The sequence below is a fragment of the Dyadobacter sp. CY261 genome (assembly GCF_021440085.1).
In the GTDB taxonomy this organism is placed as follows: domain Bacteria; phylum Bacteroidota; class Bacteroidia; order Cytophagales; family Spirosomataceae; genus Dyadobacter.
Map to the genome: position 1 here is coordinate 832,571 of NZ_JAKCPW010000001.1, position 26,006 is coordinate 858,576.

24 protein-coding genes are annotated in these 26,006 nt (G+C 52.2%); 16 read left to right on the forward strand and 8 right to left on the reverse strand.

What is annotated here, in order from left to right:
* The first annotated feature begins 3 nt into the window (after positions 1-3).
* Genes LZD49_RS03435 through LZD49_RS03445 form a run of 3 tightly spaced genes read left to right on the forward strand, consistent with a single transcriptional unit; the run spans position 4 to position 2,935 of the window.
* Positions 4-1,188, forward strand: coding sequence for a sialidase family protein (locus LZD49_RS03435; RefSeq protein WP_234665918.1), 1,185 nt, complete (start codon positions 4-6; stop codon positions 1,186-1,188).
* Positions 1,189-1,208: 20 nt separating this feature from the next.
* Positions 1,209-1,988 (forward strand): SDR family oxidoreductase, encoded by a 780-nt coding sequence (locus LZD49_RS03440; RefSeq protein ID WP_234665919.1) that lies wholly within the window; start codon positions 1,209-1,211, stop codon positions 1,986-1,988.
* A 38-nt stretch (positions 1,989-2,026) separates the two neighbouring features.
* Complete coding sequence (locus tag LZD49_RS03445) at positions 2,027-2,935, forward strand: hypothetical protein (RefSeq protein ID WP_234665920.1); 909 nt, start codon at positions 2,027-2,029, stop codon at positions 2,933-2,935.
* Here the strand turns inward: LZD49_RS03445 and LZD49_RS03450 are convergent.
* On the reverse strand, positions 2,932-3,540 hold the full coding sequence (locus LZD49_RS03450) for a Uma2 family endonuclease (protein ID WP_234665921.1): 609 nt from the start codon (positions 3,538-3,540) through the stop codon (positions 2,932-2,934). The genes LZD49_RS03445 and LZD49_RS03450 overlap by 4 nt on opposite strands.
* A gap of 230 nt (positions 3,541-3,770) precedes the next feature.
* On the opposite strand from LZD49_RS03450, the gene LZD49_RS03455 reads away from it, so the two are divergent.
* The 10 genes from LZD49_RS03455 (at position 3,771) to LZD49_RS03500 (ending at position 13,520) form a co-directional block, all read left to right on the forward strand.
* Entirely contained in the window at positions 3,771-4,526 is a 756-nt protein-coding gene (locus tag LZD49_RS03455; protein WP_234665922.1) for an HpcH/HpaI aldolase/citrate lyase family protein, read from the forward strand.
* The gene (locus LZD49_RS03460; protein WP_234665923.1) at positions 4,523-5,479 is read left to right on the forward strand and encodes an aldo/keto reductase; all 957 of its coding nucleotides are present in this window, start codon (positions 4,523-4,525) and stop codon (positions 5,477-5,479) included. Before LZD49_RS03455 ends, LZD49_RS03460 begins: the two co-directional genes overlap by 4 nt.
* Before the next feature lie 11 nt (positions 5,480-5,490).
* Positions 5,491-6,408, forward strand: a complete 918-nt coding sequence (locus LZD49_RS03465) for a Gfo/Idh/MocA family protein (RefSeq protein WP_234665924.1) — start codon at positions 5,491-5,493, stop codon at positions 6,406-6,408.
* 196 nt (positions 6,409-6,604) lie between these two features.
* Positions 6,605-7,384 (forward strand): SDR family oxidoreductase, encoded by a 780-nt coding sequence (locus tag LZD49_RS03470; protein ID WP_234665925.1) that lies wholly within the window; start codon positions 6,605-6,607, stop codon positions 7,382-7,384.
* A gap of 111 nt (positions 7,385-7,495) precedes the next feature.
* On the forward strand, positions 7,496-7,879 hold the full coding sequence (locus LZD49_RS03475; RefSeq protein WP_234665926.1) for a RidA family protein: 384 nt from the start codon (positions 7,496-7,498) through the stop codon (positions 7,877-7,879).
* Positions 7,879-8,850 carry a 3-hydroxyacyl-CoA dehydrogenase family protein gene (locus LZD49_RS03480; RefSeq protein WP_234665927.1) on the forward strand — a complete coding sequence of 324 codons (972 nt, stop codon included), beginning with the start codon at positions 7,879-7,881 and terminating at the stop codon, positions 8,848-8,850. Before LZD49_RS03475 ends, LZD49_RS03480 begins: the two co-directional genes overlap by 1 nt.
* Positions 8,847-10,145, forward strand: coding sequence for an aspartate aminotransferase family protein (locus tag LZD49_RS03485; protein ID WP_234665928.1), 1,299 nt, complete (start codon positions 8,847-8,849; stop codon positions 10,143-10,145). The genes LZD49_RS03480 and LZD49_RS03485 overlap by 4 nt, the downstream gene beginning before the upstream one ends.
* A 15-nt stretch (positions 10,146-10,160) precedes the next feature.
* Complete coding sequence (locus tag LZD49_RS03490; RefSeq protein WP_234665929.1) at positions 10,161-11,045, forward strand: 3-hydroxyacyl-CoA dehydrogenase family protein; 885 nt, start codon at positions 10,161-10,163, stop codon at positions 11,043-11,045.
* Entirely contained in the window at positions 11,042-12,118 is a 1,077-nt protein-coding gene (locus tag LZD49_RS03495; protein WP_234665930.1) for a dipeptidase, read from the forward strand. The genes LZD49_RS03490 and LZD49_RS03495 overlap by 4 nt, the downstream gene beginning before the upstream one ends.
* Positions 12,119-12,146: 28 nt before the next feature.
* Positions 12,147-13,520, forward strand: a complete 1,374-nt coding sequence (locus LZD49_RS03500) for a hypothetical protein (protein ID WP_234665931.1) — start codon at positions 12,147-12,149, stop codon at positions 13,518-13,520.
* Positions 13,521-13,548: 28 nt separating this feature from the next.
* Here LZD49_RS03500 and LZD49_RS03505 read toward each other — a convergent pair whose 3' ends face one another.
* The 3 genes from LZD49_RS03505 to LZD49_RS03515 form a co-directional block, all read right to left on the reverse strand.
* On the reverse strand, positions 13,549-14,418 hold the full coding sequence (locus LZD49_RS03505) for an AraC family transcriptional regulator (RefSeq protein WP_234665932.1): 870 nt from the start codon (positions 14,416-14,418) through the stop codon (positions 13,549-13,551).
* 219 nt (positions 14,419-14,637) lie between these two features.
* Positions 14,638-15,072 (reverse strand): carboxymuconolactone decarboxylase family protein, encoded by a 435-nt coding sequence (locus tag LZD49_RS03510; RefSeq protein ID WP_234665933.1) that lies wholly within the window; start codon positions 15,070-15,072, stop codon positions 14,638-14,640.
* Positions 15,073-15,091: 19 nt separating this feature from the next.
* Complete coding sequence (locus LZD49_RS03515) at positions 15,092-15,766, reverse strand: FMN-dependent NADH-azoreductase (RefSeq protein ID WP_234665934.1); 675 nt, start codon at positions 15,764-15,766, stop codon at positions 15,092-15,094.
* A gap of 78 nt (positions 15,767-15,844) precedes the next feature.
* On the opposite strand from LZD49_RS03515, the gene LZD49_RS03520 reads away from it, so the two are divergent.
* The 3 genes from LZD49_RS03520 to hisD all read left to right on the forward strand — a co-directional run bounded on the left by LZD49_RS03520 (position 15,845) and on the right by hisD (position 19,285).
* Positions 15,845-17,317, forward strand: coding sequence for a PLP-dependent aminotransferase family protein (locus LZD49_RS03520; protein ID WP_234665935.1), 1,473 nt, complete (start codon positions 15,845-15,847; stop codon positions 17,315-17,317).
* Between the two features lie 115 nt (positions 17,318-17,432).
* Positions 17,433-17,870: a GNAT family N-acetyltransferase gene (locus LZD49_RS03525; RefSeq protein ID WP_234665936.1), complete on the forward strand. Its 438-nt coding sequence runs from the start codon at positions 17,433-17,435 to the stop codon at positions 17,868-17,870.
* Positions 17,871-17,992: 122 nt separating this feature from the next.
* Positions 17,993-19,285, forward strand: a complete 1,293-nt coding sequence (gene hisD / locus LZD49_RS03530; RefSeq protein ID WP_234665937.1) for a histidinol dehydrogenase — start codon at positions 17,993-17,995, stop codon at positions 19,283-19,285.
* Here the strand turns inward: hisD and LZD49_RS03535 are convergent.
* The 4 genes from LZD49_RS03535 to LZD49_RS03550 form a co-directional block, all read right to left on the reverse strand.
* Complete coding sequence (locus tag LZD49_RS03535) at positions 19,269-21,236, reverse strand: glycoside hydrolase family 127 protein (protein ID WP_234665938.1); 1,968 nt, start codon at positions 21,234-21,236, stop codon at positions 19,269-19,271. The genes hisD and LZD49_RS03535 overlap by 17 nt on opposite strands.
* Positions 21,237-21,262: 26 nt before the next feature.
* Positions 21,263-23,275, reverse strand: a complete 2,013-nt coding sequence (locus tag LZD49_RS03540) for a beta-L-arabinofuranosidase domain-containing protein (protein WP_234665939.1) — start codon at positions 23,273-23,275, stop codon at positions 21,263-21,265.
* A 68-nt stretch (positions 23,276-23,343) separates the two neighbouring features.
* The gene (locus LZD49_RS03545) at positions 23,344-24,942 is read right to left on the reverse strand and encodes an MGH1-like glycoside hydrolase domain-containing protein (RefSeq protein ID WP_234665940.1); all 1,599 of its coding nucleotides are present in this window, start codon (positions 24,940-24,942) and stop codon (positions 23,344-23,346) included.
* Between the two features lie 13 nt (positions 24,943-24,955).
* Positions 24,956-25,939 (reverse strand): glycosylase, encoded by a 984-nt coding sequence (locus LZD49_RS03550; protein WP_234665941.1) that lies wholly within the window; start codon positions 25,937-25,939, stop codon positions 24,956-24,958.
* Between the last annotated feature and the right edge of the window lie 67 nt (positions 25,940-26,006).

A 26,006-nucleotide genomic window follows, 5' to 3' on the forward strand; every position in this document is an offset into this window, starting at 1 on the left:
ATCATGAGTAAATTAAAATCAAGGCTGCTGGCTGCTATTGTTTTCTTGTCGAGCGCGGCTTCGGCGAGTGCTGAGATGCCGGGTGATAGTGTTCCGGGTGTTAAAAAAGTCCGGGATGTCATTATTTACGAAGACAAGCAGTACTACGCCACATTCCCTTCGGTCGTCAAAAAGAAGGATGGTGAGATCCTCGTCGCATTCCGGCGGGCTCCCGAGCGCCGGGGTTTTGGCGAAAAAGCCAGCAGCCATGTCGATCCAAATAGTTACCTGGTTATGGTTAAGTCCAAAGATGGTGTCAATTGGACAAAAGAACCGGACCTCTTGTACGCTCATTCGCTCGGTGGATCGCAGGACCCGTGCATGCTGCAATTGCGCGACGGTACGTTGCTTTGCGCAAGTTACGGATGGGCGTTTCTAAGGCCCGACGGATTGGAGAAACTGAAACAGCCTTACTTCATGATTGGTGAAGCCGTATTCCTCGGCGGCTACATGATGCGCTCGACCGATGGGGCCAAAACCTGGAAAGGCCCCATTTATCCACCTCATATCCAGCCGGAAATCAACCTCGATGTGTATGGAAAACCGGTTCCCGCCTACAACCGCGGAGCGATGTACGAGGGCAAGGACGGACGCGTTTTCTGGGTCGTGGCGGCCAGTGAATCGAACAAACCTAAAAAGACGACCAATCACCTGCTCATTTCGGAGGATAAAGGCGTTACCTGGAAATACGCCAGCGTTGTCGCCAGCGATGAAAAAGCGTCGTTCAACGAAACCTCCATTTACGAAACTCCAAAAGGCGACCTGGTTGCATTTCTTCGCAGCGCGGAGTTGGACGATCAGGCATGCATGGCCCGCTCCACCGACGGCGGCAAAAGTTTTGGGAAATGGGAGAAAATGGGTTTTCAAGGTCATCCGCTGCAAGCCATGCGCCTGCTCGACAAGCGGGTACTGCTCGTTTACGGCTACCGGCATAAGCTATTCGGTATCCGCGCGCGAATTCTCAATGCCGAATGCACCGATTTCGCCACTGCGAAGGAGATTGTCCTGCGGGAGGATGGCGGTGGCTATGACATAGGCTACCCCTGGGCCGTTCAGTTGAGCGACAAACAGGTGCTGGTGACCTATTATTTCAATATAGATAATGGCACAAGACACATCGCCGGGACCATTCTTGAAATAGGTAAGTAACTGATATTTAAATAATTAGCATGAAGAATCTGTTTAGTCTCGAAGGTAAGCAAATCTGGGTTTTTGGTGGCGCAGGATACTTGGGGCAATCGGTTGTGATGGCTTTGTATGACTTGGGTGCTCAGGTGCTATGTGTTGACCTGGGTGAAAGGGCGGCGGAATTTGTGGCAGAGGCGGGACTGGAAGGGAAAGTGACACCGGCCAGCGCGGATATAGCCGATATTCCGGCGTGCGAGCAGCAGGTTAATCAATGGATTGATCAACAGGGCGTTCCTGACGGACTGGTTAACCTCACCGCATTCACCACCGCTAAAACGATGGATGGATTGGATGAGGTGGATTTCGACCGGATCAACCATGGAAACCTCACTGCCACCTGGGCGCTTGCCCGTCAGGTGGGCAATGCGATGGTTGCGCAGGGCCGGGGTAGTATTGTGCTGTTTTCCAGCATGTACGGCTCGGTAGCGCCGGATCCGAAGGTTTATGAAGCGCCGATGAACAAGAATCCTATCGAATATGGCGTCGGTAAGGCGGGAATCATTCAGATGACCCGCTACCTGGCTGTGCATTATGGGCAGGCGCAGGTTCGTTGCAACTGCATTTCGCCGGGGCCGTTTCCCAATCCTCAGGTTCAGCAAAATTATCCCGACTTCATCGCCCGTCTTTCCGCGAAATCGCCGCTTGGCCGCATTGGCCGGTCGCCGGAAATTGCCGGAGCGGTCGCGTTCCTGTTGTCTGATGCTTCCAGTTACGTTACCGGGCATAACCTGGCCGTCGATGGTGGCTGGACGAGCTGGTAAGTTTAATGTCTATGCGACTCATTTTCATTTTATTAGTCATGTTTAGTTCAATTGAATGTCCTGCGCAGCAAGCGGCGCAGGCGGAGCCTTATCTTGCCTTGCTGCGTAAAGTCCTGCACGAGCAAGAGGAATGGGTAAAAGTGCACGCGGCTGAATACCTGATTTGGGCAGGCCACGCGGAAGGTGTAAAAGCCGAATTTCTCAATGAAGAAGAGCATCATGGAAACAAGCCGCAATACCGCGTCGGAATCTGGCGGGTCTTGGCTCAATTGGCTGAGAATGAATCTGAAAAGTTAGTTTGGTTAAACAAAATGAAAGCCGCTTTTCTCGATCCGAATGGTCCCGATCGCATCCATGCCGCCGAAACGCTGGCCAAATTGCGGATTTCACCCTTAGCGGAAGCGCCGGACGTTACCAGCGAGGCGCTCAAAAGTGACGTTCCCGCATTGGCATTATACACGCTTTGGGCAACGGCCTTTGATTCACCCAACCAGTTGGAGAAGGTAAAAATGGAATTGATAAAAAATTTAACACCGTTATCAGACTCGGAAGCGCCGATTAAATCCATTTCCGCCTATGCGCTCCGTCAACTTGGCGGCTTGAATAACCGGCAGTGGCAACAGCTTGCCGCCGCCGCATTGCATGAGCAGGAAAGCTTATCCGCGAAAGTGTTTATGCTAAGTGCCGCCTGGCTAACAGCAGCAGATTCGAGCGACATCAAGTTGGTGCCTATCAAATCGGGATTGTTGAAATATCATTCGGCCAAAACCAAAGGGGAACGCTCGGAAATGGCGATGGCGCTTGCCGGGAAAGGCGGTACAGAGGATTTGCAGGTTTTAACGGATTTGTTTGAAAATAAACAACCATTAGCGGATGCGGCGGCTGATTATGATGTAATGGCTGCCGCGGCATTTGCGATATTGGAGATCAACAAGCGAGCCAATTAGTATTCAATGCGCTCTGCTTCAATCAATGTTTGGAGGTTCAAAATGATAGGTTCGGGAGCATGCTGCATGACAATAACGTCGCGGTTCCAATCGAAAATGACCGAATCTTCGTTTTTCCGGATCACCATCACTTTTTTGTGTTTTGTCATAACCCAAACGACCGTGTCTGTCCCATGATCGATCAATACCGATGACTTGGAAAAAATATAGTCAAGGTCGTGATCCGTGTCGATCCTAACGTCGACTTCGATGGCTACTTCCGGTGCTGCCGTGAAATATTGATTGTTGAGACTAACCTCCTCTTTGCGGAAAATACCCAGGTCGATTGACAGGTTATTTTGAGGCCCGAGGTGCAGACCGGCTTCATTCGTAGCCAGCCAGTAACGCGCATTATCCAGCTTCGACTTGATGAAAAAGCCGAGAGCCATGATCAACACGGATTGCAAGGCGCTGCTGCCCATTATTTCTTCTGCTTTTATAGTGCCGGCTATCACGTCTTTATAGCCTTTATAGTAATATGCTTCTCCCGCGATCACTTCACGAATGAGGCTGCCAGGAACATTTTCCTCCGTTTTTTTCGACAAACCTGCTAACAAAACAGTCATAACGTTCGCTTTGATGCTCTTCTAAATTAACAGATTTCCAGCCGCATTCCCAAATCTGAAAGATAGTATCGGAATCACCCATAAAAGTAATAGCAGACCAATTGGGGAGCCGCTACTTTTGGGTTACATTACATTCAGGTTTTACACTTAATCGTGGATATACATTGAGCATGCGAAAGAGCCGGGTGCTGCGCAAATTGCGGGCGGGCGAAATTGTCAGTTGTTTCAAAATGAATCTTTCAGAGCCGCGCGTGGCCGAGATTGCCGGTATAGGCGGCTTTGACTGCGTTTGGGCCGATCAGGAGCATATCGGGCTCGATTGGTCGGTGCTGGCCGGATGTGTCTGGGCCTCTAAATCGCAGGATACCGACTTGCTCGTGCGTGTGCCTCGCGGCAGTTACAGCGATTATGTTCGGCCGTTGGAAATGGATGCGACAGGCATTATGGTACCGCATATCATGGGACTGGATGATGCCCGGCAGGTCATTGAAATGACCCGCTTTCATCCCATTGGCCGCCGACCGATAGATGGCGGCAATGCCGATGGTGCCTACACGGCCATGGATTTCAATGCTTATCTCGAAGAAGCCAATCGCGAGCGGTTTGTCATTTTACAAATCGAAGACCCGGAGCCGCTGGACGACCTGGAAGCGATTGCCGCATTAGATGGCTATGATATGCTTTTCTTTGGTCCCGGTGATTTCAGTCAGGGTATAGGTGCGCCGGGGCAGTGGGATCATCCCAAATTGCTCGAAACACGGATACGGGTGGTCGAGGTCGCGCGAAAGCATGGGAAGTTTGCAGGAACGGTGGGGGGGCCGGGTAATTTGTCGGACCTGGTTTCGATGGGTTATCAGTTCGTGAGCGTAGGGGCTGATGTGGTGGGGCTTACCAAATATTGCCGGGAACTGGTCAGCGCATTTGGCGCATCTACTGCCGGGAACTCCACTTCCTATCTCGAAAATCAGACTACGTCGGCGAAATGAGGCAGAAAGCGTTGGGACGTACCGGTTTACAGGTGTCTGAAATTGCTTTTGGGGGCGTGGAGATCGGGGTGCCTTATGGCATCGGCGTCCAGGGCCGCGAGGATATGCTTTCCGAGCATGAGGCGATTAGTTTGCTGCATGAGGCATTGGAAAAAGACATCAATTTCTTCGATACTGCGCGGCTTTACGGCGAAAGCGAGTCGATCATGGGCAAAGCTTTTGCCTCGAAACGCAAGGACATTGTGCTGGCGACCAAATGCAGGCACCTCCGCAATTCAAGTGGCGCCCTTCCGCCGGATTCCGCACTAAAATTTTTTATCCAAACCTCACTGGAAGAAAGCCTGAAAGAGCTGCAAACCGATTATATCGACGTTTACATGCTGCATTACGCCGACCTCGAAATTCTGGAAAATGAGGTGATCGCAGAGACTTTTCAGGAGTTAAAAAAACAGGGAGTGATCCGTGCCACCGGGGTGTCGACATACCTGGCTACGGAAACCGCATTAGCCATTTCAAAAGGTCATTGGGATGTGATCCAGCTTCCGTTTAATCTGATGGATCAGCGGCATGCGGCCTGTTTTGAGGATGCCAAGGCAAATGGCGTAGGCATTGTGGCGCGATCGGTGCTGATGAAGGGTTTGCTAAGCGATCGTGGCAAGAACCTGCACCCGGAACTCGCTGATGTGGAGCGACATATCCATAATTACCACACGTTACTGAGCCAGGATTTTCCCAACCTGCCTACATTGGCAACCCGTTTTGCCTTGTCGTTTGACAGCATTGCCTCCGTGCTCGTCGGTATCGACAAGCCCGAATACCTTGATCAGGCGCTGGCGACCGCGGGTGGCCATGATATGGATCCGAAAACATTACAAATCGCCACCCAAATGGCCTATCCCGAGCCGGAGTTTCTGAACCTGCCGCATTGGGACCGGATGGGCTGGCTGAGATAAACCTGAACCGCATGCAAAGAATTGGAATCATCGGCATGAGCCCCGGCAATGCGCATCCTTATTCGTGGTCGGCCATTATCAATGGCGTTTTCGACGGGGACGAGATCAGCCGGGTCGGTTACCCGGCCGTAACCGCTTACCTCGAAGCCAACCGCGACACGCTGGGCATTCCCGGCGCGCGGGTCACGCATGTGTGGGCGCAGGAGGTCGAAATTGCCGCAAGTATCGCAAAAGGTGCTGGTATTGAGCATGTTTGTGCAAGTCTGGAATCGATGATCGGTGAGGTGGATGCCGTGATCCTGGCCCGTGACGATCCCGAACACCACCGAGAAATGGCCCGGCCGTTTATAGAGGCGGGCGTACCGATTTTTATCGATAAACCATTGACTTACTCGCGCGAAGATCTGGCTTGGTTCGCCGAGCAGTACCGGGCCGGAAAGTTCCTGATGTCGTGCTCCTCCATGCGTTATGCCAACGAATGCCGCATTGCCCGGCAGGAGATCAAATCCTTTGGAAAGCTGGAACTGGTGACGGCCGTGGGGAAGAAGGATTGGAAAAAATATGGCGTGCATTTGCTCGAAGGCATTTTCGCAATCCTGGGTGATCCAATACCGCATGCTGTGCGGCATATCGGTCGTGCAGATAAGGAAATTATTCAACTCCGCATGGAGGATGGCCTCGACATTATGCTTCATCTGTTTATGGACATTTCCGGCACATTTCAAATATCGATTTTTGGTCAAAACGGCTGGAAGCTGATTGATATCCGCAATTCCTATTCCATGTTCCGGGACAACATCATCGAATTCGTGCGCTCGCTGGAAGAAGGCAAGCCGCGACTGGCATTTGAAAAAACCGAGCGGATTATGCAGGTGATTATCAGCGCGAAGGAGAGCTTTGAGCGGGGGGGAGTGGAGGTGGTGGTTTGAGTGGCGTGCCTGCGGCGAACGAGGGGCCTGCGGCCGACCATAGACCATGGACCATGCGCGATGTAGGGGCGGGACGGGCAAATTTAGAATTTATTGAGTATCAATTTTAACGAGATCGGCGGTCAACAATCGAGGCATTCGATGGTCGATGGTCCATCGTCGATGGTCAAAAACGCCTCACCAAACACCAACTCCTATGCACGTCAAACAACTACTAAGCCTGAAAAACAAAGTTATCCTCGTTACCGGTGGGTCGGGGAATTATGGGAAATGCATTGTGGAGGGGCTCGGGGAGGCCGATGCGACGGTGATTACAACGTCGCGGGAGCTTGCTTCGGCGGAGCGTACGGCGGCATTCTTCCGTGAGCGTGGGCTGGATGTGCATGCGATGGAGGCGGATCAGGGTGTGCATGAGTCGGTGATGGCGCTGAAGGCCGGCGTGCTGGAAAAGTTCGGGCGGCTGGATGGCTTCGTAAACAATGCGGTGTCGCGACCTATGAAAGGTTATAATGCCCCGCTGAGCCAATTCGAGGAATCAATGCAGGTGAATGCGACCGGAATGGTGGATTTGGTGCGTGAAATGACCGATTTGATCGTGCAGAGCGGAGGTGGAAGTGTAATCAATATTGCTTCAATGATGGGCATGTTTGGCCCGGATTCGTCCAATTATGAGGGTGCCGTGGGGATGGGCGATCTGCCGCCGGACTATTTCTTTCACAACGCCGGTCTGATCAACCTTACGCGCTACATGGCGCAGATGAATGCGGGCAAAAATGTCCGGTTTAATTGCATTAGTCCGGGCGGATTGTTCAACAATCAGCCCGAGGTTTTTTTGAACAATTACTGCAAAAAAGTGCCCCTTCGCCGGATGGCTAATCAGGATGATATCAAAGGCCTGGTGGTACTGCTGGCTTCGGATGCGGGAGCCTATATCAATGGCGAAAACATCCTGATGGATGGTGGGCTGAATGCCTGAAAAGCGGGATAAAAAATAGTATCAGTAATCCAGTTAAAAGTAGGAGAACGGGAGGATAGGTGATAAGTACTTTTGTGAAGATGGTATTTTTTAGAATTATATTTTGTTTTCATGAAAAAAATAGTACATCCCGATCGTGATCCTGATTTTGCCACCGGCGCGTACTCCGACGGCGTGGCTGTGGACGGCCTCCTGTTTGTAAGTGGCCAGGCGTCGGTCGATTTCAAAACGTCGCAGTTCGTGCTCGGTACGATCGAAGAGGAAACGGCGCGGACGCTGGACAATATCGCGGCGATCATCCGCGCGGCGGGCGGTACAATGGAAAATGTCGTTAAATGCACTGCGCACCTGGCGGATATCAACGACTTCGACCGGTACAATGCCGTTTACGCTTCCTATTTCCCCGGCATCAAGCCTGCCCGCACGACAGTCCAGTCGGTGCTGGCTGAAAATATCAAAGTCGAGATAGACTGCATTGTCAAACTGCCCGCCTGATGAACGAACCTTCGACATTGGCGCCGGTGGGCGTGGTGGGGCTTGGCCTGATGGGCAGCAGCATTGTTGCCGCCTTGCTGGTCGCCGGGCATCCGGTGCGGGCCATCGCGCCCATTGCGCCGGAAGCTGGCGAAGCCCCGGAACGCATCGCGGGCCAGTTGCGCCAATGCCACGACGCAGGACTGATCGTTTCGACCGAACCGTACCTGGATGCCCTGAGCATTTCGCAAGATTACGGAATGCTGGCAGGTTGCGTGCTGGTAATCGAATGCGTAATCGAAAAGCCGGAAATCAAATCGGCAGTATATGCCAAAATCACGGCTGCCGTCGAGGCCGAGTGCATTATCGGCAGTAATACCTCGGCGATCCCTATCAGCGAATTGCAAAAGTTTGTCGATAACCCGGCGCGGTTTCTGGGCATCCATTGGGCTGAGCCGGCATTTATGACCCGCTTCCTCGAAATCACCTGTGGCGAGCAAACCGACCCGCTTTTTGCCGACAGCGTTTTTGAAATGGCAAATCGATGGGGTAAGGAACCGACTTTGCTGAAAAAGGATATTCGCGGCTTTATTACCAACCGGCTGATGTATGCCGTTTACCGCGAAATATTCCACCAGATCGAAAGCGGACAGGCGACCCGCGAGGACGTGGATAAGGCATTTCGTTACGACGCAGGCTCGTGGATGACGCTCATGGGCATTTTCCGGCGAATGGATTATGTTGGGCTCAAAGATTTTGAAACCATGCTCACCCGCATTTTCCCCCAACTTAGCAGCAGCGCCGAAGTGCCCGCGGTGATGCAGCAAATGGTCCGGGAAGGTGCGAGGGGTGTTCATAACGATCGTGGCCTATTTTCCTACGAACCTGGCGAAGGCCGCCAATGGGACGAAGCATTTGCCCGGTTCAATCACGAAATACATCGGTTGGCTGCCGAATATTCAGCCGAAAAAGTAAAAGCCTATCTGCAATGAAAACTTACCAGAAATCCGCCGAACTGCTCGAAAGGGCCAAAAAAGTGCTCGCCAGCGGCGTTTCTTCCGAATTCAGGAAATACAACCACCCGCATGCGCTCTTTTACACCCACGGACGCGGGAGCCGCATTTATGATGTGGATGGCAACGAATATCTTGATTTTACCCTCAGTCAGGGGCCGCTTATCCTCGGCCATTCGCACCCGGAAGTACTGCGGGCCGTGGCCGAATATTCACAGGATGGTCAGCTCTTTGCAGGGCAGCACATCCGGGAGATCGAGTTGGCTGAAAAGCTGAACCAGTTGATCCCCTCCGCCGAAATGATGCGGTTTTGTCTGGATGGCTCCGAGGCGGTGCAAACGGCCTTCCGCGTGGCACGTGCCAGAACGGGTAAAAACAAATTCCTGCGTTTTGAAGGACATTACCATGGCTGGATGGACAATGTTTGCTGGGCGATCAGCACGCCGTCCGAAGAAGCACTGGGCAGCCGCGAGCATCCGAATGTGTTCCCATGGACGCAAGGTTTGCCAGAGGGTGTTGAAAATGAATTTATTGTCCTGCCCTGGAACGACCTGGAATTGGTACGGAAGACCATCAGCGAACGCGGTCACGAAATTGCCGCGATCATTACCGAGCCTGTAATGTGCAATAATGGCTGCATTGAGCCGCAGCCCGGCTTTTTACAGGGTTTAAGGGATTTGTGCAGCGCCAATAACATCGCACTGATTTTCGATGAAGTGATTACCGGCTTTCGCCTCTCGCTGGGCGGGGCGCAACAGTATTTTGGCATCACTCCCGACCTTTCCATTTTTGCGAAGGCAATTGCCAGCGGCTATGCGATCAGCGCCATCGTAGGCAAATACGAATGGATGCAGCTGATCGAACAGGCCAAAGTGATCCATGCCGGCACGATGAATGCGGGTAACCCGACCGTCGCGGCGGCATTGGCTACGATTGCTGTTTTGGAGAAAGAGCAACCACACGAACGGCTGTTCCGGCTGGGAAGCAAGCTAATGGCCGGTTTGCAGCAAGCGGCTGCTAACAGCGGACATGCATTGCTGGTTGAAGGGCCGGGGCCGATGTTTGCCATTAGTTTTACGAAAATTGAAAAGACAAATGATTACCGGGATACCCTGGCTGCTGACAAGGCAAAACTAGGCAAATTCGTCGCCGCGATGCACGACGAAGGAGTGCGGGTGATTGGCCGCGGATTGTGGTATATCAGCGCGGTACACACCGACGAGGACATTGAAATCGCCATTGCCACCGCCGAAAAGGTATTGAAACAAATCTGAAACGAGGCTCAGCCGATGAAAGAAAGCGGACAAAGCAGTGAACCGGCGCTGGTGCTGGGGGCACATCCTATTGCGGACAGTATACAAGGCTGCCTAAGTCAGGCAGGGCAAACCGTCCTGACGGATTTGAATGCGGATCAGGCCGCGGATGTACGGCTGGCTATATTGGTAACGGAAGAGGATGCGGACCTGAAAAGGCAGTGGATCAGGGAAATAGAGGCTAAGGTTTCTGGCGAGACGTTGATTGCCGTCAATACCGAAACCATTGGGCTGGATGTTTTGCAGGCAAATGCATTATACCCCGAACGTATCATCGGCCTGAACTGGACGGAGCCTGCGGACACGACCTTGTTCCTGGAAATCATCGCGAACGACATGACGGACGCAACCCATGTAGCCTATCTCGAAGAAATCGCCCAAACCAGTTGGAACAAAGATCCTTACGTGATCCACGGAAATACGGGCATACGCATGCGGCTGTTGGCTGCGCTCATACGCGAGGCGTTTTACCTGGTGCAAAATGGTTATGCCAATGTCGAAGACATCGACAGGGCCTGCCGGAACGATGCCGGTTATTATCTTCCCTTTGCCGGAAATCTCCGGTATATGGATCTGATGGGCACTTATGCATATGGAATGGTGATGAAAGATCTCAACAGCGAGCTCGCTACTGATACGAAGTTGCCTGGCTTTTTTACAGAAATGGTTAGAAGGGGAGAATGGGGGATGGAGGAAGGAGGAAAGGGGTTTTACCAGTATGACGATGGCGAAGTGGAACGGTGGCGTGAGTTAATGGGCAAATTCAGCCTTGAAATCCGGGAGCTGATCGGGAAATACAACTTTGGGAACAGCGCTGAGGAAGTGATTTTGCAATTTAAAAACGGATCGGGCCTGCTATGAGATTGATATTTGATGCGCACCTGGACCTGGCGATGAATGCCATTGAATGGAACCGGGACCTCACGCGCCCGCTGGACGAAATCCGGCAGCGCGAGATGCATATGAAGGACAAAAACGATCGCGGAAAGGGTATAGTATGCCTGCCGGAGCTGAGAAAGGGCAACATAGGCATTGTGGTGGCGACGCAACTGGCCCGGTACACGCCATTCGGCAGTGCACTGACAGGCTGGAATTCACCGCAGCAAGCCTGGGCGATGACGCAGGCGCAGCTCGCCTGGTATCGCGAAATGGAAGCATTGGGCGAGATGGTGCAAATTGTCGATTTGCAGGGCTTGGAAGCGCATTTGAGACTTTGGAATAATCCTTTGCAAGAAGGCGAAAAACTTCCGGTTGGCTACATTCTGAGCCTGGAAGGTGCCGATTCGCTGGTGGATGTGCCGTATCTGCACCACGCCTACGATTACGGTCTGCGGGCGGTAGGGCTTTCGCATTTTGGGCCGGGGCGGTATGCGCCAGGTACCAAAATGGAAGGGCCGCTGATGCCATCGGGTTTTGAGCTGATGCGGGAAATGTCGAAGCTCGGCATGATCCTGGATACCACGCATCTGACGGATGAAGGTTTCGATCAGGTGATGGATTTTTATGATGGGCCTATCTGGTCGAGCCACCATAATGTGCGCAAGATCGTGCCTAACCAGCGGCAATTAACTGATGAACAGATCAAAAGGCTTATCGATCGTGGCGCGGTGATCGGCGGGATGCTCGATTGCTGGGCCATGGATATACGATTTATCGACATGGTTTCGGATCCCTGGCAGTTGGATATCCGCCTGGCGCACCTGGTGGATCATTGGGACCACATTTGTCAGATTGCCGGGAACAGTCGACACATTGCTATCGGTAGCGATTTGGACGGCATTTTCGGCACCGAGCAGTCGCCCTGGGACCTCAATTCCATTGCCGACCTGCAAAAGTTCGAAGCCATCCTGACCGATCGTGGTTATAAAGACGAGGATATCGACAACATTTTCAGCCAAAACTGGCTCCGTTTCCTGCGCAATACCTGGAAATGAGTTTAGTATATTGTTTTAATTAAAGTAAATGTCAACTTTAAAGACCTCGTTTCTGGCTGGTGCAGCCCGCGTCAAAACCACGCCGCCGCTGGGCACGCGTATCAACGGCGATTTTATCACGCATTACGCGACCTACATTCATGATGATCTATATGCCAAAGCATTGGCGCTCCGTAGCGGCGAAACGACGGTCGTGTTGGTGATGGTGGATATTTGCGTGATGCCCAAGGAGTTTGTTGATGGTGCGAAAGCGCTCATTACCTCACGCACAGGCATTCCTCACACGCACCTGCTTGTAGCGAGCACGCATACGCACGCGGCGGGATCGGTGGCGGATGTGCATTTGGGCAGTATTGATCCGGCTTATGAAAAAATGTTACCGGGACGGATTGCGGCGGCGGTGGATGCTGCTTTGGAAAACCTCCGTCCTGCGCGCATTGCATTCGGCTCTTTGATGGCACCGGAGCATGTACTATGCCGGCGGTATGCGATGAAACCGGGTTACACACCATTGAATCCGGTGACGGGCGGTGTCGACAAGGTGAAAACCAACCCCTTTGGTGGCGAAGCGTATATTGACGACGGCATAGCAACCACCGACCCCGAGCTGGGCTATCTGGCCGTTCAGGGGGTGGATGGTCGCTGGATCAGCATGCTGGGTAATTATTCACTGCATTATGTGGGAGATTGGGAAAACGGAACTATTTCCGCCGATTATTTCGGTTACTTCTCCGAAAGGCTGCGCGAACAACTCGGAGCGGGCGATGATTTTGTAGGTATGATGAGCAACGGCACGAGCGGGGATGTTAATATCTGGGATTTTCTGGATAGTGAACGATATCCGAAGGCGCATTTTGAAAAAAGCCAATTCATCGGCCACGACTTGGCCGATCGGCTGGTCGACAGCCTGAAAGTGTTGGAATGGCAGTCGGAACCGGCGTTGGAGGCGGTTTTTGAGCTTTTGTCCTGTGAGGTTGTGAAACCTTCGCAAGAGGAGTTGGATGCGGCGGCAAAAGTAATTGCGACCGCCCGTTTTGAAACGATCGAATACCATGCGGAGGGATTAAAACAGATTTACGCCCGCGAGCAATTGTTGCTCCATGAAATGCCCGCTACCCGCGAATGCCCGGCGCAAGCGATCCGTATCGGAAATGGCGTTATTGGCGGGCTGGGTGGGGAGTTTTTTTCGGAGACCGGTCTTTATTTGAAGTCGCAAGCACGTATTGACAACTATTTTACCATCACCATGGCCAATGGCAATGCCGGTTATGTGCCACCCGCGCATGAAGTGGAACTGGGCGGCTATGAGAGCTGGCGCTGCCGGTACAGTTGCCTCGCTGCCGGATCGGAAGCGGTGATCCGTGAGGCGTTGCTGCAAATGGTGATGCGTTTAGCTTACTAATACTATATTTCAAGAAACCGCCCGGCGGTTACCGGATGATGAGCGTCTTCCGGTAATCGCTGGGCGTCATGTTTTTGAGCTTTTTGAACTGCCGGTTAAAATTTGCAAGATTATTAAATCCGCATTCGTAGGCTACTTCCACTACATTGCGATCGTGCAGGGAAAGCAGCTTGCAGGCGTGGCCAATGCGCACAGTGGTGAGGTATTCCACGAACGTTACCCTGAACTGCTCCTTGAAAAAGTTACAAAACGCCGTAACGCCCATATTCCCCACCGACGCGATCTCGGCAAGGCTGATGTCCTTGTCGAAATTCTGCATAATATAGCCGGTAACCTTTTTGAAGCGATCCGAAGAGTCGTAATGGAAGTTCTGCACGAAACGCGGACTGGCCAAAAGGTCGAATTCCGTGGTGTTGGACATGATATCGAATATCAGCATCAGCGACGATAGGCGTTGGAGGCCATTCTGGGCGGGCATTTGCCGGATGAGCGCATTGATCCTGTCCCTCGTTTCTCCGCGTAAGGCCATACCTCTGTCGGCGAGTTTGAGAATTTTTTTAAAGTCGTCTATTTCCGGAATAGTCATAAAATCCTCCCCCAGGAAATCGTCCGTGAAATGGACCACCAGGGCGTCGGCCTTTTCGGGCGCACGGCGTTCCAGATAGATCGGATCGTTGACCCACACATGAGGCAGCAGCGAGCCCATAAACACCAGGTCATCTTCCTCGAAGTAGCCGATATGATCGCCTACCATGCGTCTGCCGGTGCTTTTGTTTATCATAACAAATTCGTAATGAGCATGATAATGCCATGGTGCGGGGAAGAAGTCGCCCCTCTCGCGAAACACAATGAAGGACTTGTCGACGTCCTGTGGCAGGTGAAATTCAACAGCTTTCATAATGGTGGGTTTTGGAATGTATTTGTAAACTAATACAATTTTTCAAAACCCACTACTTTGTGAAAGATAGTATCAGTATTGAGCAAAAAAGTAGCATTGTGCTACTGGTAAACAGAAAAATGACGGAATGAAAATTCAATCCGCCATTAAAAACTACAATGAAATTATTATGAAAGCAATTCGTCCCGATTAATCAGGAAGTGATGTAAGCGCTCTCTTTTATGCAGGGACAAGCCGGGTGCTTATACCAATTCTGTTCCAGACATTGATCGTGATGATCGCGAGGATCAACTGCGCCAGATACTCGGGCTCGAAAAATCGCTCAGCTTGCGCGTATGTTTCATCTTTTACGTGGTTGCCGATCAGCGTTACTTCTTCGGTCAGCGCCAGAATGGCCCGTTCTTCGTTCGAAAAGAAAGGGGCATCGCGCCAGGCATTGAGTGCGTAGATGCGCTGCTCACTTTCCCCGGCCTTGCGCGCTTCCTTGGTGTGCATGTCGATACAGAATGCGCAGCCGTTGATCTGGGACGCCAGGATCTTGATCAAATCCTTGTGCGTTCGGGTCAGCGGGGTGCTTTCAATGAATTTTTTTAGTCCTAGCACTGCTTTGTATCCGGCTGGTTCGGCCTTGTCGATGTGGATTCTCGTTTGCATGCGATTGTATTTAAATTGATTAGTAATTGATTATGGAATGAATACTGTGGTCGCGTTCCAGATGCCGGTCGATAAACGTCCTGATTTCTCTTTTCGAATTGTCAATGGCGCTTGTCAGTTCGTCGGACGGTGTGGACGCGCCGTTGATGGAGATGACGTGTATGTCTTTAATTCCCATGATGTTGAACACGGTTTTTAAATAAGTGCTCTGGAAATTCATATGCTCGTTGTATTCGCCCGGCTCGTAACCGGCAGCTCCCCTGGCAAGCAGCAGGACCAGCGTTTTGTTTTGCAATAGGCCGGTATAGGGATGCGTTTTGTCGGCCGGGTTGGGCTTCCAGGTTTCGTGGATTCGCATCACCTGGTCGATATAGGCTTTCAGCGGGCTCGGGATCGACCAGTTGTACATCGGGGCTCCGATCACGATCACGTCGGCTTCTTTTAATTCGGATACGAAAATATCGCTGGTTCCGAGTGCGAGAACATCTGCTTCCGTCCTCGACGCCGCGGGTTTGAAGGCGGCCGAAATCCATTCGCCTGTCATATGGGGCACGTTGATCGTTCCTAGTTCCCTGAATGCGATGACGGAGTCGGGCTGGCGTTCTTTCCAGTTTTCGACAAACGTGGCAGTCATTTCCCGGCTGTGGGAGCGCTGCATTCTGGCACTGGCGTTGATGACTAATAACTTCTTCATTTTCCTTCTTTTTTCTTCAAAATTACGCCTCGCTTGGGCTATATTTGAGGCCCAGTTTTGACAAAACAGATAGCCCAGATGTTGCCTTACAAAACACTCATCCAGATTGACCGACATGCGTCCGTCGCACTGTACGTTCAGTTATGTAATGCATTTATTATATTGATTACCAAAGGTGTATTGCAGCCGGAGGACATGCTTCCTAGCTCGCGCGTTCTTGCCGGTCTGATCGGCGTTAACCGGAACACCATTAAACTGGCCTATGAAGAACTGGTAAGCCAGGGCTGGGCCGAGGCCGTTGAGCGCAAGGGGATATTTGTGAATTCAAAACTCCCGATCTCGTCGAAAAAGGTGCTTGCGGGCGTGCCTCAGGACGGAGGCACGCGTAATGCGTTCATATGGACCAACAGGTTCCGGAACGCCATGCCCAGTAAAGACCTTCAAAAAGCAGGACTGGCGATCGACGACGGTTTTCCGGATGTGCGCCTGGCGCCGATTGACCAGTTGATGCGGGAATACAGAAGCATGTCCCGGAAATTTTATGGTAAAAACTTCCTACGATACGGAAGCTCGGCCGGATCGGAACGGCTTCGGATTGCCATTGCCAATTACCTATCGATTACAAGAGGGTTGACGGTATCCCCTGAAAATATCCTTATAACAAAAGGAAGCCAGATGGGCATTTATCTCGCAGCGCATTTGCTGCTGAGCCCCGGCGATCCCATTGCAGCCGGGATGTCCAATTATGCACTGGCGGACGAAACTTTCCGGCATGCCGGCGCAAACATTCTCAGGGTGCCGGTGGATGCATTGGGAATGGATATCGACTTTTTGGAAAAAAACCTTGAAAAGACAAAGATCAGGGCAGTTTATACCATTCCGCACCATCACCTGCCCACCACGGTCACGCTTAGCAGCGAGCGCCGGTTGAAATTGCTGAACCTTGCCAAAACACACCGTTTCGCCATTATTGAGGACGATTATGATTTTGACTTTCATTACGAAAACAAACCTTACCTGCCCCTGGCGAGCATCGATCACAACCAGAATGTGATCTACATCGGGTCTATTTCCAAAACCTTCGCGCCTGCGTTGCGTATAGGGTTTATGGTGGGGCCTCCCGAATTTATGAAAGCCGCTTCGTCGCTGAGGGAGCTGATCGACCGTCAGGGCGATACGCTGATGGAGGAGGCGTTTTCGGTACTGTTCGACAACGGGGAGGTAGACAGGCATTTCCGGAAATCGCTTAAAATCTACAAAGACCGCCGGGACTTGTTCTGTGAAATACTGGCCTCCGATTTTAGGGATAAAATTACTTTCGATGTGCCCGAAGGAGGGTTGGGCATCTGGGCAAATTTTGCTCCGGATATCGATTTGCACAAAGTGTCTTTTCAGGCCCGCAAAAAGGGATTATATATCGATGATGGTGATTTTTACAAAAACGAAAGCTTTTCGACCAATGCATTGAGAATGGGCTTTGCATCGCTGAACGAAACGGAAATGAGGCAGGCATTGAAAATTTTGGAGGGTGTTTTGTCAAATGCCGGTTAAAATTCCTGCGAATCCCGGCTTGAAATCTGTGCCGGACTTTGGGCCATTGATTATCTCATTCCTGGTACATTCCGGGTCTTTTCCGACCATCTACTTTTGTGGGAAAACAAAGTATATGAAAGAGCTATTTGAAATCAGGATTGTAAAAACGGAGCTTGAAATTGCCCAATGCTGGGATGTGGCTCTTTTGCTGAGGCCGCATCTGGAAAAAGAAAAGTGGGTGCCGATGATCATGGAAATGATGCAGAATGAAAAATTCTTTATCGCAGGTGTATTCGATCATGGCCGGTTTGTAGCCTTTGCAGGTTGCCGGTTTATGACGTCGTTGCATACCGGAAACATTATTTACGTCGATGACCTTTGCACGCTGGACGAGTACCGCGGAAAAGGGCTGGCATCCAGGTTGCTGGAACACGTCAGGGAAATTGCGAAACTGAATAACCAGGACGCGCTGGTGCTCGACACGGATTTTACGAATAACACGGCCCAGAAAGTGTATCTGAAAAGCGGCTTTAAGCTGGCTGCGCTGCATTTGGCAAGTGCACTGAAATGAGCCGCTGACAATGCCGGTGGCTGGTGTTGAAAGATTGTATCAGAAACCGCTATAATAGTAATTGCACTTGGGTGTTACGGACTTGTATTTTTGGAATACCAAAATTTAACAGGTTTACATTCATGGCAACAATTATAAAACCGGGCAAAAGCGCCGCCGAACAGCAGGAGGCCGACGAAAAAGTAAAGGCCGTTGTGAGCGAAGTCATCAAGGACATTGAATTGAATGGCGACGAGGCTGTCCGGAAATACTCCGAAAAATTCGACAACTGGTCGCCCGAATCGTTCCGGTTAAGCGCGGAACAGATCGGGGAGATCATCGCTGGCGTTCCGCAACAAGTCATCGACGACATCGCTTTTGCCCAAAAGCAAATCCGCTTTTTTGCGCAAAAGCAGCGCGAGTCGATCCGGGACATCGAAGTGGAAACCATTCCGGGCGTGATTTTAGGACACAAGAATATCCCGGTCAACAGCGCGGGTTGTTACATTCCCGGCGGGCGGTATCCGATGGTGGCGTCGGCGCATATGAGCATTCTGACGGCCAAAGTGGCCGGTGTGAAGCGCGTGATCGGATGTACGCCGCCGATCAAAGGCCAAATGCCCGCTGCTACCATTGCAGCGATGCATATGGCCGGGGCAGATGAAATTTATCTGCTCGGGGGAATGCAGGCGATGGTGGCCATGGCATTGGGTACCGAAACGATCGAACCGGTGGATATGATCGTCGGCCCCGGTAATGCCTATGTGGCCGAGGCAAAACGGCAATTGTACGGCAGGGTCGGCATCGACCTGTTTGCAGGACCCACGGAAATCCTGGTCATCGCCGACGAGACCGCCGATGCCGAAATGGTGGCTTGCGACCTGCTGGGCCAGGCCGAACACGGGCCAACTTCGCCGGGCGCATTGATCACGACATCTGAAAAGCTGGCTTATGAAACGCTGGTGGAAATCGAAAGGCAGCTCGAAACACTGCCTACCGCCGACATTGCCGGCATTGCCTGGCGGGATAATGGTTCGATCATCCTGGTAGAGGACGAGGAAGAGGCCCTTGTGGAGGCAGACAAGCTCGCATACGAGCACGTGGAGGTGCTTACGCGCGATCCCGATTATTTTCTCCAGAACATGACCAACTACGGGGCATTATTTCTCGGCCCTGAAACCAATGTGGCATATGGTGACAAGGTGATCGGTACCAACCATACGCTTCCGACCCACGGAGCTGCACGGTATACCGGCGGCTTGTGGGTCGGGAAGTTTCTGAAAAACTGTACTTATCAGCGCTGCACGCCGGAAGCGAGCGTCATTATCGGTGAATACGGCATGCGTTTGTGCGAAATAGAGGGATTTATGGGGCACAAAGAGCAGGCGGCGTTGCGGGTAAGACGCTACAAGAACGCCGCTACTCCGCAAGTTTGACGTTTTTGATCTTCATCGGCAGCCAAACCTGCATCGGGCTCCGTTCGCGGTTCGCCCAGGTGTAATAGGGGATAGCCGTGACCGTCTGTGGTTCTGTTCTAACATTCAGCCCATCCGGCGCGGCTTTCACCACTTGCAGGTTGGCCTGAATAGCTACTACTTGCTCGCTCAGCACCTGGCTTGTTTTGGTTGTGAACGAAGCATTCGCGGGAACGAGCAGGTTCCATACCTCACCCGCATTATCGGTGCCTTCTACACAATAGACAATAGGCCCGCGTTGCAACGCAATGCGATCTTCATCCGCCTTGACTTGCTTACGGGCCTTGATCTGACGTATTTCCATGGGTAGTTTCACTTCAATTTCATCGCCATTCTGCCAGGTGCGATCGATGACGGCGTAACCTTTATCAGTCTGATAGGTAACCGGTTTGCCGTTTAGTAGTATTTCAATTTTCGCACTGGCATTGGCCGCGAAGTTGTACAACCCTCCCGGGACAGGCGTATCGGTCACCCAGCCGGGAATACGGACATTCAAAGCGTATTTTACCTTTTGCGCTGGCGTTACTTTAATTTTTACATTCCCGTCCCAGGGATAATTGGTCTCCATTTTCAGCGGCACCGCGGTTTTCCCCATCTGGAAACGGGTATTGCTGCTTACAAAAAGGTTAACCCAGACCTTATTCTCCGATTTTCCATAAATGTAATCCCCGACCGACGCTACCAGCCTCGCAATATTGGAAGGGCAACAAGCCGTCCCGAACCATGCGCTGCGGGCATTGTTACCGGTTGATGAAAGCGGGTTTCCGTAGAAAAACCGGTCGCCGCTGAGGCTTAGGCCGTCGAGCGCACCGTTGTAAAGGCTGCGTTCGAGGACATCGATATACTTGGCGTCTCCGGTGAGCGCATTCATCCGCTGGTTCCAGAATACCATACCTACCGAGGCGCAGGTTTCGCTGTATGCATTGCCATTGGGCAGGTCGTAATCATCGGTGAAGCCTTCATTATGGCCTGATGAACCGATTCCGCCGGTGAGATACATATTTCGGTACACCACATCTTCCCAAACGGCCGTCATCGCATTCAGGTACCCGGGGTCCTGCGTCACGGAGGCGACGTCCGCCGCGCCGGTGTACTGGTACATCGCCCGCACGGCGTGGCCGGTGATTTCTTTCTGCTGTTTCACGGGTACATCGTCCTGGCAGTATTTGGGATCCTTCCATTCGTCCCAGATCTTGCCTTTGCCGTAACCGTGGCCTCGTTGTTCGAGGAACCAGTCGGCCAGTTTCAGATAGCGGTCCTCTTTGGTTTGGTGATACAATTTCATCAAAGCCAGCTCGATTTCCTGGTGGCCCGATACCCACGGACGGTTCGCGACGCGGAAAGTGGAATCGATGTGATCGGCGAGGCGAATGGCCACATCCAGGAATTTACGTTTGCCGGTGGTGTTGTAATAGGCAACCGCCGCTTCGATCAAATGTCCGGCGCAGTAATCCTCGTGCCTTTCCATGTCGGTCCAGCGCTGGTTGAGGTCAGTCAAAGTGTAATAGGTGTTCAAATATCCGTCCGGAAGCTGCGCGGCGGCGATCTTGTCTATCCATTCGTCGGCTTTCTTTTCCAATGCGGCATCGGGGCGGTTTTTGAGCGAGTAGGCCATGGCTTCAATGGCTTTATACACGTCACTGTCGTCGTAGTAAATGCCCTCGTGTTTTTCACCCTGCTTGCGGGCTACCTTCTCGAAATTCCGGATGCGGCCCGATTTTTCTTCCGTTTGGATAATGCACGCATTGAGCGTCGCCGTAGCGACCTTTTCCTGTTTGGGTTTCCAGAAATGATCGGTAATGGTCACTTCCGAAAATCGGACGGGCTGAATGCGCTGCTGGGCTTGCGTCGGCATTCCCTGAAAACACCACGCTAGCGCGGCGATCACATATATTTTGGCGGTTAGCTGCATGTTAAGTTCTGTTTTAATCTAAAATCTTACTTCTTCTTATGGATAACCGGGAATTGAGAAATGCGCAGATTGGTGCATCCGTAAGGGATCAGCACAATATCTTCTTCCTTGTCTTCGGTTTCAAGCTGGTAGGTCAGGCTGTATGGGATCGGGCCGGCCATTTCATTATACAATCCCCAGGAAGGAATGCGCCGGGCTTTGGTTTTGATCTGTAACGGCGAGTTCTCAGGATTCCAGGGATAATTCGAGACCGGTTTTACTGCTTCCCATTTGTATTGCTCTTCCAGTTTGTTATCCGGTGTTTGTATCAAACCATAATTCCATGGTGTGGTCGGGCGTAATTCGGTGTAGGACGAGCCATAGTCGATCGGATCTTTCTCGTTTTTAACGAGTTTGGAAGTCTCACCCACTTTCAATGCATAGGTAATTGGCCCGCGCTCAACAGAAATCGAGTTTTCGACCCAGGTGTTTTTGAAAATATGCATGGGCAATGCAAGTTCCACCACATCTCCCTTTTCCCATTCCCGAGTCAGTTTCACGATCTGGTCGCCTTCCGGTTCCAGCCAAAGTTTACCGTTCACCTTAACAGTGCCTTTTTTACACCAGGCCGGTATTCTCAAATGGAATGGGAATACTGTTTTCGCAGATGGGATTATGGTGAATTTGATGGTTTCTTCAAAGGGATAGGAGGTTTCTTCTTTTACGGCCACATTCACTCCGCCAGCGAGTTTGATATTGGCTTCGCTGGCTGAATAGGTTAATGCGGCGATGCCCTTATCGGCAGTGGCGTACCAGAGGTTTTGTACAAACTTCGGCCAGCCCTGGTGCATATTGGAAGTACAGCAGGGATAGCCGGTGAGCAAGCCCATACAAACGTCCGTGCCGCCGTGGTTTACGTCGAAGTTGCGGTGGTGGCGGGTCATCATCACCTGGTTGGCCTGCTGGAAATACTGGCGGGTCATGAAATCGTCGGAAGCTTGTGTCGGCAATGCATTGAACGTGATTTTTTCGAGCATATCGGCATAGCTTACATCGCCGGTGATTTCGAGAATGCTTTCGAGAGAGAACATCATTTCAACAGCCGAACAGAGCTCTGAGCCCTGGGTAGGATCGTTGCCGTGCAGCGCTTCGTCACCGCCGTAGAGCCCATGTGCCATGCCATTGAATTTACGGATGTCGGCGAAGCCTTTTTTGGTGGCGTCGAGGTATTTCTGCTCGGGATGGTGCTGAAAGTAGATCAGCGGGGCCTTAATGCCCTGCGCGAGGTTCACGCAGTGAATGCTGCCGCGGGTCGAGAGCAGGTCGGTATTGAGGAATGCATTGGTATAATCGAATGTCTGCAAGTGGATGAGGTTGCCCAGGTCGAGCAGGAATTTGTCGCCGGTGATATTGTAGAGCCAGTACACGACGGCCAGGTTATCGGCACCGCGGTACCTTGCCCAGAAAGTCCAGTTATCGAGCGGTTTCGACGGGAGTTCTTTCAGCTGGTATTTGAAGTAATTGGTCATTAACGTCACAACCCGCTGGTCGCCGGTGGCCGAGTAATATTGTTTTAATATTTTGAGCATCACCATTTTAGGCCACCAGTCGCGGCTGTTGTCGCGTTGGACACCCGGTTCGCGGCCGTAGTCTTTCGAAGGGCCGAAATAGCCGTCGGGTTGCTGGCTGCTGAGGGCCCATTCCACCCAGGGTTTGGTTTTAGCGATGAGCTCCTTGTCGTCGAGGATATAAGCAAGTGGGAGCAGGCCGTCGATCCAGTAGGGGCCGCGTTCCCATTGGTCGCCGTCGCCGCCCAGCCAGCCATTACGTTTGCCCATTACGAGCGGGTATAGCTCGTCGAGCTTGCCGGTGGAGCCGTTTTTCTGGCGAACGAGCATTTCTTTGAGCCATCCCTGCGGTTTGATGGCGCCTAACGGGAGCTCGCTGTACGGGTTGGAGCGGAGTGGGGCTTTGCTGGGGGTGTAGGTTGCTTCCTTGCCGGGTTGCGCATTGGCCTGGAAGCAAAGGGTTAGGGAAAGGGAGAATAGGAGTTTTTTCATCTAACGGTTTTAGTTTTTTTTTAGCTACGAAGGCACCGCGGCGGCGGGCCGCTAATTAACACGAATTATTAAATGGAGATAGTTAGTTTCCGGATCTCAGCCGAAGAGGCCCGCTCGATACCGTCAACCAATATGCGTAATCCAACACCTTTGCCGTATTTTTTGCCGGTTTTATCGTAAAGGACGGTGATGGTTTTGCCGTGGTAGGATACGTTGTCGAGGCAGAAGTAGTCCCAGGTGTTATCGGGGATTAGGGGGTTGATCACCAGTTGATTGCTATTCTGGGGTCTGATACCGATCAGACCGGAAATGATATGGTCGGCAAAGGCGGAGTGGTTGTAGTCTTTGCCGCGCTCGCGACCGCCTTTGCTTTTGGACCAGGTGCCGTTTTCCATGGTCGAGAGGCGGGTCCTGGATATCCAGTCACCGGTGTAGGGATTGAGGTTTTCGTCGATCCAGGGTACGAGCCGGCCGTCTTCGCGGATGCGCTGTTGCGAACGGCTGTAAGTGGTCAGTAGATTCCAGAAGTCAGTTTTGGTCATAATTTGCTGTTTATAGTTGTTGAGCAGGTTGGCCAGGGATGTCAGGGTAATTGTGGTGGAAAACGGCCAACTCGGGCCGTTCCATTGGCATTCGTGCCCTTCGTAGGCAATGCGGAAGCCGGAATGCCGCTGCTCGGTGGTGGTAGGGCCATAGGGAGCCCGGAAGCCCTGCGGGTCGGTGAGCTGGGCCCAGGCGATGGCGTGCTTTTCGTCGGGAATGGAAAAATACCAGGGTGTGAAACCGTGCAGCTCGCGGACGTCGGCTTTCCTAAGTTTCGGCAAGCCGCGGGGTATTACCTTGAAAAACTTCGCCTCATTGTCCCAAAGCCGCGTGAGGATCTGGTTCCTGATGTAAGCTGCTTTTTTGTTGAATTCGGTTTCGATACCGGCGCTCTTCGCCATTCGGCCCATGTCGGCGATGGCTTTCGCATTGCCGTACATATAGCTGTTGATGGTGGCGCGGTAGCCCTCGTCTTTCTGCCCATAGGCACCGGACACCGAAATTTCCATGCCGTCGCGGTTGTCGGTTTGCCAAAACATACCGGTCGAATCCAACCGCATTTTTTCCCATTCGCGGTAGTCGTTCACGAGGTCGGGGAGGAGGTTTACCAGGAATGCGGTGTCGGGATGCACCTGCGTGAATGCGCGGATGGCGTCTGCCGCCCAGGACGAATAGGCGCGCGGACTGGCGCCACCCCGGAACCAGAACCGGGCATATTGTTTCAAATAGCTGGTATCGCGCAGCCAGCGGCCTTCGTAAAAATGGTGGCCCGCCGGGCAGTTGATCGAGTTGTATTTACCCGCCCAGGAAACATCCGGCAAAAACTCGGTAACAATGTAGCCCGCCGGAGTCTGTTTCAAATGTTTCCGGTAAGTCCACCAGCGGAAATAGTAGGTCTGTTCAAGCTGTTTGTCGGGACATTCGAAGAGCGGGATGTTTTTGGATAAAAAATTCCAGGCTTTTTCATTTGGAATGAGTTGTTTGTAAATCTCCTCATCCGCTTCGTTGAATGCCACGATATAAGGTTTGAACTGGTCGGGTTGCAGTATCGACCTTTGCCCGCTGGCATTGCCTGCGCAAAAGCCTGTTGCGACTACCAGCATGCAGATTATTCTTGCTATCATATTTAAAACTAACCTATTTGCCTGGCTTTTTTGCCCGCAGGTCTTTTGAAGTGGCTACGGCGATGACGCGGCCCTGGTCGCCCACCGCATTGTAGAAATGGTAGACCACGCCGTTCCATTTGATCACCCAGGGCTTATGGGCGTAGGTTTTGTCGTAGGGTTCGCTGGGGGCAATCAGGTCGGCACCGTCCCAGTCGGTCCAGTTGAGCAAGTCGTAGGAGCAGGCGAATCGCTCGAAAGCACCCGGTTTCCAGAATGCACCGAAATAGAACATCACATACACGTCCCCGATTTTAGCGATCTGCGCGTCGCCGCAAATGCCCGTGTTGCGGGTGATCAGCGGCCTGTCGCCTTGCCGCTTCCAGTGCTCCATATCGTCGGAAACGGCCATAGCAATGCTTTCAAAACCGTTGCCTTTCGCGTCCTTCTTTTCACCTTTAGCATTGTAATACATCACAAACGGATGCCCGGTTTTGTGGGCTTGGTCACGGATGATCAGGCTTTTGTAGATCGTTTGGTCGTCGTACCAGCGCGCATCTTTGTCTACGGCAGAAAGCACCGGCGCGGGTAACCGGTTCGCTTCCGTCGATTTTGTCAGATCGCCGCTGTTGGCGATGCCGATCCCCAGCCGCCCGGCTTCGTAGCCTTTTTCGGAGCCGCCGAGGTAGGAGAGCCAGTATTTGTTCCCGAACTTCTCTGCCTCGTAAGAGCCGCCCCATTCCGTATCGATCAATGCCCCATAACCCGCTTTTTGGGTGGCATCCCAGGTATTTTCGGTGAATGACATGATCTTGCCCAGATGCGTCCATTGGAGTAGGTTGTCGCTTTTGGCCAGCCAGGTTTCGTAGCCCTTGCCGTCGAAGATGATGTAAGTCATGTACCAAGCGCCGTTTTGACGGAACACCGTCGGGCTATCGACCATCCGGCCGCTGTCGGGCTGGGGAATGACCACGCCGTATTTATAGGGTGTTTTGACTTCTTCGAATAGGTCTTGCATGACCTATTGCGGGACTTTGGCCGGAACCTTACCGGCGGGCTGCGCAAAGCCCAGGCCCGCGGTCATT

Excerpts from the sequence above, each read along its gene's own strand:
- LZD49_RS03540 (WP_234665939.1), bottom strand. The coding sequence starts at position 23,275 with ATGAAAAAACTCCTATTCTCCCTTTCCCTAACCCTTTGCTTCCAGGCC.
- LZD49_RS03515 (WP_234665934.1), bottom strand. The coding sequence starts at position 15,766 with ATGAAGAAGTTATTAGTCATCAACGCCAGTGCCAGAATGCAGCGCTCC.
- LZD49_RS03535 (WP_234665938.1), bottom strand. The coding sequence starts at position 21,236 with ATGCAGCTAACCGCCAAAATATATGTGATCGCCGCGCTAGCGTGGTGT.
- LZD49_RS03435 (WP_234665918.1), top strand. The coding sequence starts at position 4 with ATGAGTAAATTAAAATCAAGGCTGCTGGCTGCTATTGTTTTCTTGTCG.
- LZD49_RS03545 (WP_234665940.1), bottom strand. The coding sequence starts at position 24,942 with ATGATAGCAAGAATAATCTGCATGCTGGTAGTCGCAACAGGCTTTTGC.
- LZD49_RS03520 (WP_234665935.1), top strand. The coding sequence starts at position 15,845 with ATGTTGCCTTACAAAACACTCATCCAGATTGACCGACATGCGTCCGTC.
- LZD49_RS03490 (WP_234665929.1), top strand. The coding sequence starts at position 10,161 with ATGAAAGAAAGCGGACAAAGCAGTGAACCGGCGCTGGTGCTGGGGGCA.
- LZD49_RS03475 (WP_234665926.1), top strand. The coding sequence starts at position 7,496 with ATGAAAAAAATAGTACATCCCGATCGTGATCCTGATTTTGCCACCGGC.
- LZD49_RS03525 (WP_234665936.1), top strand. The coding sequence starts at position 17,433 with ATGAAAGAGCTATTTGAAATCAGGATTGTAAAAACGGAGCTTGAAATT.
- LZD49_RS03500 (WP_234665931.1), top strand. The coding sequence starts at position 12,147 with ATGTCAACTTTAAAGACCTCGTTTCTGGCTGGTGCAGCCCGCGTCAAA.
- LZD49_RS03470 (WP_234665925.1), top strand. The coding sequence starts at position 6,605 with ATGCACGTCAAACAACTACTAAGCCTGAAAAACAAAGTTATCCTCGTT.
- LZD49_RS03455 (WP_234665922.1), top strand. The coding sequence starts at position 3,771 with ATGAATCTTTCAGAGCCGCGCGTGGCCGAGATTGCCGGTATAGGCGGC.
- LZD49_RS03460 (WP_234665923.1), top strand. The coding sequence starts at position 4,523 with ATGAGGCAGAAAGCGTTGGGACGTACCGGTTTACAGGTGTCTGAAATT.
- LZD49_RS03465 (WP_234665924.1), top strand. The coding sequence starts at position 5,491 with ATGCAAAGAATTGGAATCATCGGCATGAGCCCCGGCAATGCGCATCCT.
- LZD49_RS03505 (WP_234665932.1), bottom strand. The coding sequence starts at position 14,418 with ATGAAAGCTGTTGAATTTCACCTGCCACAGGACGTCGACAAGTCCTTC.
- LZD49_RS03495 (WP_234665930.1), top strand. The coding sequence starts at position 11,042 with ATGAGATTGATATTTGATGCGCACCTGGACCTGGCGATGAATGCCATT.
- LZD49_RS03450 (WP_234665921.1), bottom strand. The coding sequence starts at position 3,540 with ATGACTGTTTTGTTAGCAGGTTTGTCGAAAAAAACGGAGGAAAATGTT.
- LZD49_RS03510 (WP_234665933.1), bottom strand. The coding sequence starts at position 15,072 with ATGCAAACGAGAATCCACATCGACAAGGCCGAACCAGCCGGATACAAA.
- LZD49_RS03440 (WP_234665919.1), top strand. The coding sequence starts at position 1,209 with ATGAAGAATCTGTTTAGTCTCGAAGGTAAGCAAATCTGGGTTTTTGGT.
- LZD49_RS03550 (WP_234665941.1), bottom strand. The coding sequence starts at position 25,939 with ATGCAAGACCTATTCGAAGAAGTCAAAACACCCTATAAATACGGCGTG.
- hisD (WP_234665937.1), top strand. The coding sequence starts at position 17,993 with ATGGCAACAATTATAAAACCGGGCAAAAGCGCCGCCGAACAGCAGGAG.
- LZD49_RS03480 (WP_234665927.1), top strand. The coding sequence starts at position 7,879 with ATGAACGAACCTTCGACATTGGCGCCGGTGGGCGTGGTGGGGCTTGGC.
- LZD49_RS03485 (WP_234665928.1), top strand. The coding sequence starts at position 8,847 with ATGAAAACTTACCAGAAATCCGCCGAACTGCTCGAAAGGGCCAAAAAA.
- LZD49_RS03445 (WP_234665920.1), top strand. The coding sequence starts at position 2,027 with ATGTTTAGTTCAATTGAATGTCCTGCGCAGCAAGCGGCGCAGGCGGAG.